We start from the raw sequence: 13,733 nt of genomic DNA, 5'->3' as shown, positions 1-13,733 counted from the left end.
ACCGCGCTAGAGAACATCATCAAAGTCGCTCGTCGGACGATTTCGCAAGTCCTGCGTCGGCATCGGAGTCTCCGGAATCATGCCCTGTGGCCGTGGTGGACGCGAATTGCGAGTAGGACGCATCTGGGATGCCCGCGTCGGCGTCGGCGCGTTCACTGGCGTGGGGCCAGAGACCGGAGAGGTCGTCGGGGCCGCTGATGCCGTCGGCATGCCGCCCGGCTGAATCGACGTCGGCGCACTTACTGAAGTCGGGGCGTCGATGCCGCCCACGTCACCGATACCGCCGGCGGAGCCAATCGGACCGGAAGCCGTAATCGGTCCGGAGCCTTGCTCGTCATCGACGTCCAACCACTCCGGTCGCTCATTTGCTTTACGACGGTCATGGAGACGACAAATCTGGATTGCGATTTCTACCAACAATGTCAGTGACGTCGCCATTGCGACCATGGATATTGGTTCCTGCCCCGGAGTCATGAAGGCCGCAAAGATGAACAGCGACATAATGATGATGCTGCGCTTGTCCTTGATGCTCTCGTAGGTAACGACACCGGCCATGTTCAACATGACCAGGAAAAGCGGAACCTCAAAGCTCACGCCAAAGCAGACGATGAGCGCCAAGAGGAAACCGAAGTATTGCGAACCGGTGAGTGCAGAAATTTGCGTCTCTTCACCAATCTGGAGCAAGAACTCCAGACCGATGGCGACAACGTAGTAGGCCAGGACGGAACCCATGACAAACAGCAGCGCGGCGGCAGTCACAACTCTGCGCGTGGTGCGGCGTTCCTTCCGAACCAAGCCGGGAGTGATGTAGGCCCAAATCTGGTAGAGCCACCATGGCGACGACATCACCAGACCGGCCAGCGCACCGACCTTCAGCCGCAGCATGAACATTTCAAACGGACTGGTCGCCAGCAGACGACACTCCGCGCCCTCACCGCCGCCGAGACGCATCTCGGGTGGAAGCTGACAGTACGGATCCTTGAGCAACTCACCCAGGGACTTAAAGTGCACAGGGCCAACATTGACCGAGGTAAACGGTATGCGGAACTGACCAATGGTAAAGGCGGTCTGATACCAGATAAAGCCCACAACAGTGCCGACGGCAATACCAGCGAGGGCGAGAACGAGGCGACGCCGGAGCTCTTGAATGTGCTCGACAATAGTCATCACGCCCTCGGGATTGCGCTTACGCTGGCGCTTCCGAGGACGTGATGTGGATGTAGCTGAAGTCACGCTTCAACCGGCCTTCTACTACTGCTGCGGCTGGCCAGGGTTGTTCTGGCCAGGCTGCGGCTGGTACGGCTGCTGCGGCTGAGCCTGCGGTGCCGGCTGCTGGTACTGCTGCTGCGGCTGGTACGGCTGCTGTGGCTGGGCCTGCGGAGCCTGCTGAATTGCAGTCTGCTCCTGCTGCTCGTCATCGTTGCGCATTTCCTTGACCTCGGACTTGAAGATGCGCATGGAGCGGCCGAGCGAACGTGCGGCATCCGGCAGCTTCTTTGCACCAAAGAGCAAGACAAGAACGACCAGGATAATGATGATTTCCCAGGGACCAAGGTTCGGCATCCGCTTAGAGACCTTTCAAATGAAAATAAATACAAGTGGCAAGTTGCCACATCGTGTGCGATTAAAGCTTTGATTTAAGCCTTGTCGTTTCGACCATACTCTGCCAAAGCTTCGCGGGCTCGCGCAACAACGGCGTTTTTCAATTTTAAGGGCTCAGCGACCGTTACGCTCGGTGAACGGCGGAGCACAAAGGAGGCTGTTGCGGCCAAGTCGGACATCGGCACGTCAGCGACAAACTCCGACTGCCCTAAGCCTTGGTCAGAGACCAGTTCGGTATCCTCTTCTTCTCCCTCATCTTCAGTAAAGAAGACCGGTTCATAGTCTGCGATCCAGGTGGCGTCGGCGTCGATAAGCACACTTGCCCATTCGGACGTTCCCGTTTCCGCACCAAAGGCGTGGGGATCACGGATATCGACAGGCTCTGGGCGGTGGAAACCGGCGGGAGTGTCGAGGACCTCGGCGGCCTCCAGACGGTCGACGCGGAAGCTCTTCTGGCGACGGTCTTCCTGCGCACGGTCCACAGCGCGGAGGTACGTCGTGGATTCAACTGTATAAACGTTGACACAGTCAAGCTCACGGGCTGTAATCTGCCCTGAGGCATTCCGGTAGCGCACCTTCAACACCTTGCGCTGATGCAGCGCGGAATAAATCTGCTCAGAAAAGGAAAAGGCCTTGCCATTTTCCGCAGCGGTCGAGTCAATGATGGGGACGTTTATTCCCAGAGCACTGCGTAGTTTTGTCGCGGCCGTCTGCGCGGCCTCGGAGGAAGTGGTGGCTGCGGAGTCCTCGATGGTTTCCAGGATGAGCAGCAAGGTCGCGGTTTCTTCGGCTGTGAGCGCACGTGGCTGGCTGAGCACCGTTGCCTGAGGGCGAATACGGACATCAAAGCTGTTGCGGTAATCAACTTCAAAAGCCCGCACTCCGAGGAGTCCCGGCTGGTCGATGTCGGCAATCTGCTCCACGATTGCCCGAATTCGGGCAAAAGGTATGGCCAGCTCGGTAGCGGCCTCTGTCATTGAACGGTGCTGCGAAAAGTACGGTACGACCGCCAACAACTCGTCGACACTGACATTCGCGTCAAGTTCCCGGGCTGCATGCACTGTCATTAGTTGCCCTCCAAAGCGTTCTTCGCACCATTCGATCCGCCATGGCGAGCGAGTACCTGCTCCAACCGAGCAATAATCTCCGACCGTGCCTCTTCAGGTGATTCCACAATCAAATCCGGTGCGTAACTCAAACCTGTGGACACAATCTCACTCACAGGTGCCGCTGGCAGCTCGTAGCGCCCATCCCCCAACGCGGTCGCTTTCATCACCACATCAGCGCAGGTATTCGGAGCGATACGAACAACCGCCTGATAGGTCTTGCCACCGCGGTGCAACATGTTTTCCGCAATCTGTTGCAAGTCACCATCGGGCATTGGCTGGGTCGCCGACGTCCCTGTATCCGACACATCGCGGATACGGCTGAGCCGGAACATACGCGCCGCCTCACGCTGCGGATCAAAGCCCAACACATAAAAGCGCCCGCGCAGGTTAATCAGACCCCACGGCTCCAGCACGCGCAGTTCATCATCCACGCCGTACTGGCGGGAGTACCACATCTCCACTGTCCGGCGCGGCGAGGTCATTGCAGTCAGCAGTGTGCTGAAATCCACTCGACTCATATCCACCGCATCGGCCACCACCACCGACTCATCCGGCTTCGCAATGGCGCTGCGCTGCGCAAACGATGCGAGCTTCCGCCACGCCGCCACAGCCGTCGAGCTCAGCTCCTCCGAACCAAACGCCGCATTCGCCGCCTGGAAAACCACCGAAGCCTCCGCTTCAGTGAACTCGGGGTCGTGCTGGGGCCACCGTAGTCTGTTCAGGCGCAGACGTTTGACCTTATCGCCCGCGCTTGACGACGAAACCTCCACCGGGACCCCGGCTGCCAGGAGTGCCGCGGTGTCCGCACGTAAATAACGAGCCCGGGAATCCTCGGAAACACGGGAGTAACCCTCGACATGTTTGGAGATCCACGACTCGCTGACCCACCCGGTGTCGTCGGCAAGCGCCAACAGCAGCTGAACCTGACGTTGGTTCTCACTGATCGCAGCGGATCCGGGGTTTTCCGATACCGGTGAGACAGACACGACTGTGGGGCTCCTTTTCCTGGGGCAGTTTCCGGGGACGGAACTAGTTATTCGAATCCGTATCCGAGGTCTTCTTCGCGGCCGTCAGAATCTCGATCATCTCATTGACCTCATCGTTTTCCGTGGCAAAGGGGTCGCCGAGCATAGTGGAGATGGGATCGTCGCCGGAGATTTTCAGGTGTGTCCAGTCCACTACGGTCTTCAAACTGGAGTCTTCGGCTGCAACGAGGAAATCACCGCGCAGCTTCGCACGAGTAGTTGGCGGTGCGATGCGGACCGCCTCAGCGACCTGCTCATCGGTGATCCACCGCGAGGCAATGCCACGGGCTTCCAGCGCGCGGAAGATGCCTCGGCCGGGACGGATGTCGTGGTAGGCCAAGTCGATTTGATGAAGCTTGGGGTCCTCCAGCGTTAGACCGCGATCCAGGTAGCGTTTCATGAGCGAGTACTTAATGGCCCAGTCAATGTCGTGCTCAATGAGAGACCAGTCACCGGTTTCCACGGCATCGAGCGCGCGACCCCACAGCTCGACAATGCGGCTCATTTCTTCGTTGGACGTGCCGGCACCGGCAATGCCCTTGTCTTCATTGACCATGTTTTCTTCGCGGACCTTCAGCCACTCCGTCGCAGCGTCCAGGAACTCGCGTTGAATCTGCAGCGCGGTGGCAGTTTCGCCACTTCGCAGTGGAATCTCGGCCTTGCCAGTCATATCGCGGCTCACCGCACGGATGGACTTGATTTCGTTGGCGACTTCGAAGTCCGGCAACTTCACGCCGGCTTCAATCATCTCCAGTACCAGCTGAGTGGAGCCAATTTTGAGCGCAGTCGTCGTCTCACTCATGTTGGAGTCGCCCACGATGACGTGCAAGCGGCGGAATCGGTTGGAGTCCGCGTGTGGCTCATCGCGGGTGTTAATAATCGGCCGGGAGCGCGTCGTTGCACTGGAGACACCCTCCCACACATGATCCGCGCGCTGCGAGAAGCAGTACTGAATCGGATCGTTGTGATACGGCGAGGTTGGGTACGGCAGGAAAATCTTCCCCGCGCCACAAATGAGCTGTCGTGTAACCAAGAAAGGTAACAGCAGTTTGGATAGGGACTTCAGTCCCAGTTCACGTCCAACCAGGTAGTTTTCGTGACAACCGTAGGAGTTACCGACGGTATCAACGTTGTTCTTCAGCAGGTAGACCTTGCCACCGATGCCCTCGTCGGCAAGCTCTGCTTCAGCCTTTTCAGCGAGTTCATTCAAGATGACCTCGCCCGAGCGGTCGTACGCTACCAGCTGCGAGACCGAATCGCACTCAGCGGTGGCGTACTCCGGGTGGCTTCCGACATCGAGGTACATACGACCAGCATTGGGGGTGAAAATGTTGGTTGCCCCGTACTTAGCGATCACCGGGCGGAACATGTAGCGGGCAATCTCATCCGGTCCCAGACGGCGCGAGCCATCCAGCGTCAGAGTGATGCCGAACTCGGTCTCAATGCCGGTGATGCGTCGGGTCAACGCCTGCGCCGGTACCGGTGTCGGCGTTGCTTCCGGTTCCTGCTGCCCTACCTGCTGGTCAGTCACTTTTTACTGTCCACCCTTCTGGACATACGAGCGCACGAACTCCTCGGCGTTGTTCTCCAGCAGACCATCAATTTCATCCAGCAGGTCGTCAGCAGCTGCAACGTGCTCCTGAGCCTGACCGCCGCCAGCGACCTCGCCGAACTCTTCCTCGTCGCCTCCGCCGGAACCGCCGCCGAAAACCTGAGTGTTACCAGCCATGATTTTGCTCCTTCAAGAAAAACTTTTGAGTATTACTGCTCTATTACTGCACTATGCGTGCCTATTGTTCGCGGATAGCCCCGAGCGTACGCAGATGCTCGACCACCTCGGCCACTGTCTCCGCAGACTCCAACACGTCACCGCATTCTGCGGCAGTGAAACGGTCAACTTCATCCAGCGTAATGTAGGCCAGCGTAATTCCAGGCGACTCCACGTCACGAGTGCTCCGATACACCCCCGCGGTGTCCACCACCAAGCTGGTCCAACTGCCCGCGACGACATCCTTGCCAAAGCGGCGCAGAATGCCACCGCGTACATACGCACGCGTGGATTCCGGCGCGTATTCAACCGCGCGGTCGACTTCTTCCTCTGTCACGAGCGTGCGCATCGAACCACGGCGCACCAGCGCATGGTACAGCCCACGAGCCGGATCAATATCCGAGTACTGAATATCAATCAACGCCAACTTCGGGTGGTCCCAGCCCGCGCCCAGGCGGGTACGCAGGCCCTCCATGAGGTTGTATTTCGCCACCCAATCCAGCAGGTGGGCTGCCTTGCGGGGGTCGTCGGAAAGCACGTCGAGCACTTCACGCCAGAGCTTGACGACGTCGCCCTGCTGGTCGTAGCTCTCCACGCGACGCAGGTACTCGTACTGCATTTCCACTGCGGACATCCAAGTGACATGGTCTGCCAGCTGCAGCTTCTCGGTGCAAGTCAGGTCTCGGGAGACCTTATGGACAGCCTCGACGGGGTTGCGGAACTGCAGGTCGTCGAAACGCACGCCGTCCTCGATGGCGTCGATGACCAAACCTGTGGTGCCCAGCTTGAGGAAGGTGGCGACCTCACTCATGTTGGCATCCCCGATGATGACGTGCAGGCGGCGGAAGCGATTGGAGTCGGCGTGTGGTTCATCGCGGGTGTTGATGATGCCGCGGTTCAAAGTGGTCTCCAGCGAGACCTCAGTCTCGATGTAGTCCGCACGCTGCGAAATCTGGAAACCCGACTCCTGCCCCGTTTGCCCCAGACCTACGCGACCAGCGCCCGTGAACACCTGGCGAGTGACGAAAAACGGCGTCAGACCGGCGACAATGTCATCGAACTCGGTTTCTCGGGAGAAGAGGTAGTTCTCGTGGGCACCATACGAGGCGCCCTTGCCATCGACATTGTTGCGGTAGAGCTTCAGCGTCGGACCTAGATTGCCCTCGGCGTCGGTGGCTTCGGCGGCAAGCTGAGCTGCGCGCAGCATAATCTTGTCACCTGCGCGATCAGCAATAACCGCTTCGCGGGCAGTTGCCGTCTCTGGCGAGGAGTACTCCGGGTGCGCGTGATCGACGTAGAAACGGGCACCATTTTGCACCAGCAGGTTTGCAGCGCCGACGGCATTCGGGTCAACAATCGGTGGCTGGTGGTAACGGCGCAGGTCGAAACCACGGCTGTCGCGCAGTGGCGACTCTGGTGCGTAATCCCAGCGGATGCGCCCCGACAGGCCCTCCTCCTGCTCGTGCGCGAAAGCGAGCACGGCCTGCGTGGAGGTGAGAATTGGGCTGACATCCGGGTTGTCCGGGCTGGAAATGCCGTACTCAATCTCCGTGCCGAAGAAGCGGTTCGACTGTGCAGAACTGGCGGCGGATTTAGCCATGGCGAATCACCTCGACCGAGGCAACGCGCGCCGCTGGACGACCGGAGATGCGAGCCCACTCATCCGGGTTCGAGGTGTTTGGCAGGTCCTCGTTCTGCGCGAACTCCTCCGCCACTGCAGACAGCAGGTGATCCAAGCTAATACCAGCCTCGCCGCCAGCGATAACCGACTTGATGGCGGACTTCTTCGCACGGTCGACGATGTTGGAAATCATCGCGCCGGAGTTGAAATCGCGGTAGTACATAACTTCGCTGGTGCCATCGGCATAGCGAATCCGCACGTACTCGTTTTCTTCCGTCTTGGCGTACATCCGCTCAACAACCTGGTCAATGAGGTGTGCGACATTCTGCTCCACCCCACCGCGCGCTTCCACCTCGGCTGCGTTATACGGCAGCTCAGGGGTTAAATACTTGCGGAAGATATCCTTCGCCGCAGCCTCATTCGGGCGCTCAATGCGGATCTTCACATCCAGGCGTCCCGGGCGCAGAATTGCCGGGTCAATCATCTCCTCGCGGTTGGTGGCACCAATCACGATGACGTTTTCCAGCCCCTCCACACCGTCAAGTTCACTGAGCAGCTGCGGGACCACTGTGTTTTCCATATCCGAGGAGATGCCCGAACCACGAGTGCGGAAAATCGAGTCCATCTCATCGAAGAAGACAATAACCGGCTTGCCATCCTCGGCAATGTCACGAGCGCGGTCAAAAATCAGGCGAATCTGACGCTCCGTCTCACCCACGAACTTGTTCAGCAGCTCCGGGCCCTTGACATTTAAGAAGTACGACTGCGCCCGCTGCGCCTCCGCCTCGGTCTTACCCCGGGATAGCGCAATCTTGTGCGCCAACGAATTAGCCACAGCCTTGGCGATCAGCGTCTTACCATTGCCGGGAGGGCCGTAGAGCAGCACACCCTTCGGTGGACGCAGGTTGTACTGCTCAAACAGTTCTGGCTGCAGGAACGGCATCTCCACGGCGTCGTGAATCTGCTCAATCTGGCTATCCAGACCACCGATATCCGTGTAGGTGACATCCGGTACCTCTTCCAGCACCAGGTTTTCCACCTCGGATTTCGGAATGACCTCAAACGCATAGCCCGACTTGCGGTCAATCATCACCGAGTCCCCCGGCTTCGGCGACAGATCCCCCGCCAGAGACACCACGAATTCCTCACCGTGAGTATCCGAGGCCAAAATGCGTTCCCGATCCGGCAGCACCTCACGAACATTGGCGATGTCGCCGCTTTCCGGATAACCGCAGTCCTCCACGATTATCGAGCCCTCATTCAGACGCACCTGCGCACCCGGCCGAAGCGCCCGCTCATTAATCTCCGGCTGCACCCGCAGGCGCATCCGTCGATTTCCGGTAAAAACCTCTGCGGTGCCTTTCTCCGGCCCCGGCTTAAGGAAAATACCGTACGTGCTAGGCGGCTCCAGCATGTCCTCCATGTCTTGGCGCAGTAGCTCTAGCTTGTTACGGGAGTCCCGCAACAGCTCAACCAGGCGATTATTACGAATGCCGAGGTTGTAGTTCTTCTGCTCAAGATCACGGATTTTGTCAGACGGCGTTGTCATGTATCCCAGATTACCCATAGGGCCAGATGCCGTTGTTGCTTGGTCGATTTAGACCGTGTGTCGCATCACGCTTTACGACGGCTACACCTCCCAGCGCGTAGCGGCGGGTTTAGAGTTTCTTTTGATTTCGTCGCTGTGGGCGCGGAGGCACCGTGCCGTCGGCAAGCCTGCGTGCCCACACCAGGAATGCGGTATGCGCCTGCATACGGTGCGCCGGGCGGACGGAGAGATCCTGAACATTCCAGTCGCGGACCAGGGATTCCCAGGCGCGTGGTTCGGTGAAGCACTTCTGCGCGCGGATGCCCTCCATGACCTTCATTAGCTGCGGAACGGTGGCGACATAGACCATGAGCACGCCGCCAGGCTGAAGCACCTTCGAAACGGTGTCCAGGCATTCCCATGGAGCGAGCATGTCCAGAATGACTCGGTCGACCGGGCCGCCGAGCGACTCGACGGAGGCCTCGTTGAGATCGCCCAGGCGCAAGTCCCAGTTGTCGGGCTTGTGACCCATGAAGTCGACAACGTTGCGTTCCGCGTGCTCGATGTGGTCCTCGCGGACCTCGTAGGAAATAAGCTGCCCGTCAGCGCCGATGGCGCGGAGCAGGTTGAGGCTGAGCGCGCCGGAACCAGCGCCGGCCTCCAACACGCGCGCACCTGGGAAGATGTCGCCCTCGACGATGATCTGTGCAGCATCCTTCGGGTAAATCACCGCAGCACCGCGCGGCATGGACAGGACGTAATCGACCAGCAAGTGACGCATCGCCAGGTAGACGGTGCCTTCGCCGGAGGTGACGGTGGTGCCTTCCTTGGCGCCGATGAGGTCGTCGTGGAGGATGGTGCCGCGGTGAGTGAAGAACTTGCCACCCTCCTCGAGGATGACGGTGAAGTGGCGATTCTTCGAGTCAGTCAGCTGGACTCGGTCGCCGACCTGGAATGGTCCGCTCAATGCCATAGGTGTGTGGGCTCCTTTTTGGGGTTTGGTTGGGTCGGGGTGGGTCTGGTTCGGTTTGGTTGGGTCGGGTTGTGTCGGGTGCAGCCAAATCCGGGCGGTACTCTAACCTGGCTAGTATGCCCGACAATGCCCAAAGTTCTAAGTCAGCAGTTCAGCCTTCCCGCCGCTCTAAGTTGGCGCTGTCGCCGTCGAGAGCTAATGACTACCGCCAGTGCCCGCTGAAGTACCGGTTCCGTGCGATTGACAAGATTCCGGAGCCGTCGACTGTCGCGCAGGTCAAGGGCACGTTGGTGCATGCTGTGCTCGAACAGATGCATGCCTGGCCCCGTGAAGAACGCACTTACCCCGCAGCGGTGAAACGGCTGAAGCCGACCTGGGAGGACATGCGTGCAAAGGACGAGGAACTGATTGAGCTAGTTCCGGAGGATGATTACTACGACTTCCTGGTCGAATGCCGCGGCCTGCTCAAGGGGTATTTCATGATGGAAAACCCCATGGGCTTCGATGCGGCCGAGATGGAAAAGTTCGTTCAGCTGGTTATCGATCCGGATGCGGATCAGACTGTGCCATTGTCAGTGCCACTTCGTGGTTTTATCGACCGCGTCGATATTGCCCCGACCGGTGAGGTCCGGATTGTCGACTACAAGACGGGCAAGAAGCCCTCTCCTCGCTTCCAGGATGAGGCGCTCTTCCAGATGCGGTTTTACGCGCTGATGTGGTGGCGGCTCACCGGTCGTATCCCGGAACAGTTGCGGTTGATGTACCTGAAGGTTGCCGATGATCTGGTGCTGAGTCCCAACGCGACAGAATTAGAGGCCTTCCAAGCGGAGATTGCCGACTTGTGGTCGGCGATCGTGCGCGACGGTGAAAACGGTGACTTTGTACCGAAGAAGTCCAAGCTCTGCGGGTGGTGTTCTTTCCAGGAGATGTGCCCTGCCTATGGCGGGGTCACACCGGAGTACCCCGGTTGGCCGGGTGCTGTCGGCGATGGCGGCACTGAGTAAAAGCTGCGGATGGGGGTGGCTCTCGCGGCGATGTTAGCTTTCGCGGGGTGCCGCCGTCGGCGGTAACGGTGTCAATACAAGTTACTGACTAGGTTTATGACAGGTGAATGGAATTCACAGCTTTGATTTTGGCATAAACCTAGTCAGTTTCTCTATGCGGTGTTTTAGGTAGTCCCCCCCCCCACTACAGCAGTGCGCTGCCGAAGGCGAAACCGAACGCGACGGACAGGGCAATACATAAGGTGCCTGGGATGAGGAACGAGTGGTTAAACACGTATTTGCCAATTCGGGTTGTGCCAGTGTCGTCCATCTCCACCGCGGCAAGGAGCGTCGGGTAAGTAGGCAGTACGAATAGCGCGGAAGTCGCTGCGAAGGAAGCAATCGCAGTGATGGGAGAAACTCCCACCGCGAGTGCAGCGGGCATGATGGCCTTTGCCGTGGCCGCCTGCGAGTACAGCAATGCGGCCGCAAAGAATAGCACGATTGCCAGCATCCACGGCATTGTGGTCAGTAGGCTGCCGGACGCGGCCTTAATGTCGTCGATGTAGTGGTTGATAATTGTGGTTCCCAGCCACGCCACACCGAGAACGCAGACGCTGGCGGACATGCCCGATTTGAACACCGGTGTGTTCAAAATGGTTGCCGCGTCCAACTTGCAGGCCAGCACGATAACAGTGGCGGCGGTCAACATGATTGACATGATCGCCTCGTTTCGTGGGAGCGTGGGGTCAGCGATGAGGCCGACCTGTTCAGTGCTGATGGTCGCGTAGACCATCACCGCGAGAATCGAGAGTAGGAAAATCGCCACGGACCACTTGGCCGACTTGGTTGGCACGTATTCGCTCATCTGGCCACGTGGCTTGGAGACTAACCCCTTTTCCAAGCGGCTTTGATACTCCGGATCGTCGTCAAGCTCTTTGCCTAGGTGATTCGTGACAAAGGCGGTCGGAAGGATGGCGAGGAACGTCGAAGGAATGACAATCGCCAGGAGTGTGAGATAACCAACGCCGCGGGGTTCCATGAGCGAAGCCATCAGCACCACAGCCGCTGAAATGGGTGATGCCGTAATCGCCAACTGAGATGCGATGACCGCCACGGACAGCGGGCGGGACGGGCGAACGCCTCCCTCCTTGGATACTTCGGCGATAACTGGGAGGGTGGAAAATGCGGTGTGGCCGGTGCCGGCGAGCAGTGTCATCAGGTAGGTGACAACCGGGGCCCAGTAGGTGATGTGTCGTGGATTCTTGCGCAGCAACCGTTCGGCAATGTGGACGAGGTAGTCCATGCCTCCGGCCTTCTGCATAGCGGCAATTGCCGCGATTACCGACATAATGATGCCGATGACATCGAACGGAATGTCGTCTTTGGTGACCGGAACCCCGGTGATGCCCAGCGCCAAAACGCCCAGCCCACCGGCGAATCCGATAGCGATTGAACCAAGACGCGCGCCAAGGACAATCGCTGCTAGAACGATAAAGATCTGGACGGCAACTAACATGTGTATCTCCGAAAAGTCACTCGTTAGACTTGTTGCCGCTTAGGACAGATCGTCGAGGCGAGACTCCCCTGCCACATAGCGCTTACCCCGATATTCCGGGTGCATGAGGTTCTCGGTGCTCAGGACCTGGTTGAGCTCCTTCTCGTCCATCAGCCCGCGTTCGAGGACAATGTCCCGGACGGAGCGGCCGGTGCGAGCGGCTTCCTTGCCGACCATATCGCCCTCGTGGTGGCCAATGACCGGATTCAGGTAGGTCACGATACCGATGGAGTTTTCCACATAGCCGCGGCAGACTTCCGGGTTAGCGGTGATGCCGGTAATGCACTTGTCGCGCAGAGTATCGGTAGCGTTGCGCAGCAGTTCAATCGATTCGAAGAGGCATGCGCCGATGACAGGCTCCATCACGTTTAGCTGCAACTGACCGGCCTCGGCTGCCCAGGTCAGGGTCACGTCGTTGCCGAAGACCTTGAAGCAGGCCTGGTTCGCGACCTCCGGGATTACCGGGTTAACTTTTGCCGGCATAATCGAAGACCCAGCGGCGCGCTCCGGCAGGTTGATTTCATTCAGTCCTGCTCGTGGACCCGATGCCAGCAGGCGCAGGTCGTTGCACATCTTGGAAATCTTCATGGCCGCACGCTTCAGGGATGCATGCACGCTGACGTAGGCGCCGGTATCGCTGGTGGCTTCGATCAGGTCCTTCGCAGAGGTCACCTTAAAGCCACTGACCTCACGTAGCGCCTGGGTCACGGCCTCGCGGTAGCCTGCCGGCGCATTCACGCCGGTACCGATAGCGGTTGCTCCCAGGTTGATTTGCAGCAGGCGTGCCGACGCAGTTGCGATGGACTCCTGCTCTTCCTCAAGGTTGTGGGCAAATGCGTGGAAAGCCTGTCCCAGGGTCATTGGAACGGCATCCTGCAGCTGCGTGCGGCCCATTGTGATGATGTCGTTGAATTCATCACCCTTGGCGTGTAGGGCCTCAACCAGGGAGTCGAAGTGCTTCTGCAAGCTCAGTAGCGACATGTGGATGGCAAGACGGAAACCTGTTGGGTAGGCGTCGTTGGTTGACTGGCACTGGTTGACATCATCGTTGGGGTGAATGACGTCGTATCGGCCCTTTTCCAGACCGAGCAGTTCCAGAGCGAGGTTAGCGATGACCTCGTTGGTGTTCATGTTGAGACTGGTGCCAGCGCCACCCTGGAAAACATCGATCGGAAACTGATCCATGCAGCGTCCCTTTTCCAGAATTTCATCACATGCGGCGACGATGATGTCTGCAACATCGCTGGGCAGCGTGTGGACGCGCTGGTTGGCAATGGCCGTGGCCTTCTTCACCATCACCATGCCACGAATGAATTCGGGCACGTCGTTGATGGTCTTGGCTGAGATTTGGTAGTTGTCGATTGCGCGCAGGGTGTGGATGCCGTAGTAAGCCTCTGCTGGAACCTCCATAGAGCCAAGCAGGTCGACCTCGGTACGTGTTGCGGACATGTGGAAGCAATCCCTTCTCGTAGGCGCAGTCTTATGAACCACAATTCGTGGCGCTGCGGTTACACCGTCAAAACTACAGCGCTGGCGCAACTGCCGCTTTTCCGGCATAAGGGGACT

Annotated in this window: 12 protein-coding genes; 1 reads left to right on the top strand and 11 read right to left on the bottom strand. The window is 58.8% G+C overall.

Features of this window, described 5'->3' with window-relative positions:
* Positions 1-6: 6 nt before the first annotated feature.
* The 9 genes from tatC to CRD20_RS00270 form a co-directional block, all read right to left on the bottom strand.
* Entirely contained in the window at positions 7-1,233 is a 1,227-nt protein-coding gene (tatC, locus tag CRD20_RS00310) for a twin-arginine translocase subunit TatC (protein WP_070862689.1), read from the bottom strand.
* A gap of 18 nt (positions 1,234-1,251) precedes the next feature.
* A complete protein-coding gene (gene tatA / locus CRD20_RS00305; RefSeq protein ID WP_187404629.1) occupies positions 1,252-1,563 on the bottom strand; it encodes a Sec-independent protein translocase subunit TatA in 312 nt (103 codons plus the stop codon).
* Between the two features lie 74 nt (positions 1,564-1,637).
* A complete protein-coding gene (locus CRD20_RS00300; protein ID WP_070862691.1) occupies positions 1,638-2,669 on the bottom strand; it encodes a YafY family protein in 1,032 nt (343 codons plus the stop codon).
* Positions 2,669-3,697 carry a WYL domain-containing protein gene (locus CRD20_RS11250; RefSeq protein WP_187404628.1) on the bottom strand — a complete coding sequence of 343 codons (1,029 nt, stop codon included), beginning with the start codon at positions 3,695-3,697 and terminating at the stop codon, positions 2,669-2,671. The genes CRD20_RS00300 and CRD20_RS11250 overlap by 1 nt, the downstream gene beginning before the upstream one ends.
* A 43-nt stretch (positions 3,698-3,740) precedes the next feature.
* Entirely contained in the window at positions 3,741-5,201 is a 1,461-nt protein-coding gene (gene pafA, locus CRD20_RS00290; RefSeq protein WP_049189969.1) for a Pup--protein ligase, read from the bottom strand.
* A 69-nt stretch (positions 5,202-5,270) separates the two neighbouring features.
* Positions 5,271-5,465: a ubiquitin-like protein Pup gene (locus CRD20_RS00285; RefSeq protein WP_005510795.1), complete on the bottom strand. Its 195-nt coding sequence runs from the start codon at positions 5,463-5,465 to the stop codon at positions 5,271-5,273.
* Between the two features lie 61 nt (positions 5,466-5,526).
* Positions 5,527-7,104, bottom strand: coding sequence for a depupylase/deamidase Dop (gene dop / locus CRD20_RS00280; protein WP_187404627.1), 1,578 nt, complete (start codon positions 7,102-7,104; stop codon positions 5,527-5,529).
* Positions 7,097-8,674: a proteasome ATPase gene (gene arc, locus CRD20_RS00275; protein WP_246819667.1), complete on the bottom strand. Its 1,578-nt coding sequence runs from the start codon at positions 8,672-8,674 to the stop codon at positions 7,097-7,099. The genes dop and arc overlap by 8 nt, the downstream gene beginning before the upstream one ends.
* 109 nt (positions 8,675-8,783) lie before the next feature.
* Positions 8,784-9,626 (bottom strand): tRNA (adenine-N1)-methyltransferase, encoded by an 843-nt coding sequence (locus CRD20_RS00270; protein ID WP_005510776.1) that lies wholly within the window; start codon positions 9,624-9,626, stop codon positions 8,784-8,786.
* Positions 9,627-9,742: 116 nt separating this feature from the next.
* Between CRD20_RS00270 and CRD20_RS00265 the strand changes: the two genes are divergently transcribed.
* Entirely contained in the window at positions 9,743-10,630 is an 888-nt protein-coding gene (locus CRD20_RS00265; protein WP_187404626.1) for a RecB family exonuclease, read from the top strand.
* 184 nt (positions 10,631-10,814) lie between these two features.
* Here CRD20_RS00265 and CRD20_RS00260 read toward each other — a convergent pair whose 3' ends face one another.
* Both CRD20_RS00260 and aspA read right to left on the bottom strand, forming a co-directional pair.
* Positions 10,815-12,128: an anaerobic C4-dicarboxylate transporter gene (locus tag CRD20_RS00260; RefSeq protein WP_187404625.1), complete on the bottom strand. Its 1,314-nt coding sequence runs from the start codon at positions 12,126-12,128 to the stop codon at positions 10,815-10,817.
* A gap of 39 nt (positions 12,129-12,167) precedes the next feature.
* The gene (gene aspA / locus CRD20_RS00255) at positions 12,168-13,616 is read right to left on the bottom strand and encodes an aspartate ammonia-lyase (RefSeq protein ID WP_069359542.1); all 1,449 of its coding nucleotides are present in this window, start codon (positions 13,614-13,616) and stop codon (positions 12,168-12,170) included.
* Positions 13,617-13,733: the final 117 nt, after the last annotated feature.

The sequence above is a fragment of the Corynebacterium sp. LK33 genome (assembly GCF_014334955.1).
GTDB classification, from domain to species: domain Bacteria; phylum Actinomycetota; class Actinomycetes; order Mycobacteriales; family Mycobacteriaceae; genus Corynebacterium; species Corynebacterium jeikeium_D.
The sequence above is the reverse complement of the archived record's forward strand: the minus strand, read 5'-3'. Positions and strand labels throughout refer to the sequence as shown.

Coding starts and splice junctions, on each gene's coding strand:
- dop (WP_187404627.1), bottom strand. CDS start 7,104: ATGGCTAAATCCGCCGCCAGTTCTGCACAGTCGAACCGCTTCTTCGGC.
- CRD20_RS00265 (WP_187404626.1), top strand. CDS start 9,743: ATGCCCGACAATGCCCAAAGTTCTAAGTCAGCAGTTCAGCCTTCCCGC.
- CRD20_RS00300 (WP_070862691.1), bottom strand. CDS start 2,669: ATGACAGTGCATGCAGCCCGGGAACTTGACGCGAATGTCAGTGTCGAC.
- aspA (WP_069359542.1), bottom strand. CDS start 13,616: ATGTCCGCAACACGTACCGAGGTCGACCTGCTTGGCTCTATGGAGGTT.
- CRD20_RS00285 (WP_005510795.1), bottom strand. CDS start 5,465: ATGGCTGGTAACACTCAGGTTTTCGGCGGCGGTTCCGGCGGAGGCGAC.
- arc (WP_246819667.1), bottom strand. CDS start 8,674: ATGACAACGCCGTCTGACAAAATCCGTGATCTTGAGCAGAAGAACTAC.
- CRD20_RS00260 (WP_187404625.1), bottom strand. CDS start 12,128: ATGTTAGTTGCCGTCCAGATCTTTATCGTTCTAGCAGCGATTGTCCTT.
- CRD20_RS00270 (WP_005510776.1), bottom strand. CDS start 9,626: ATGGCATTGAGCGGACCATTCCAGGTCGGCGACCGAGTCCAGCTGACT.
- tatA (WP_187404629.1), bottom strand. CDS start 1,563: ATGCCGAACCTTGGTCCCTGGGAAATCATCATTATCCTGGTCGTTCTT.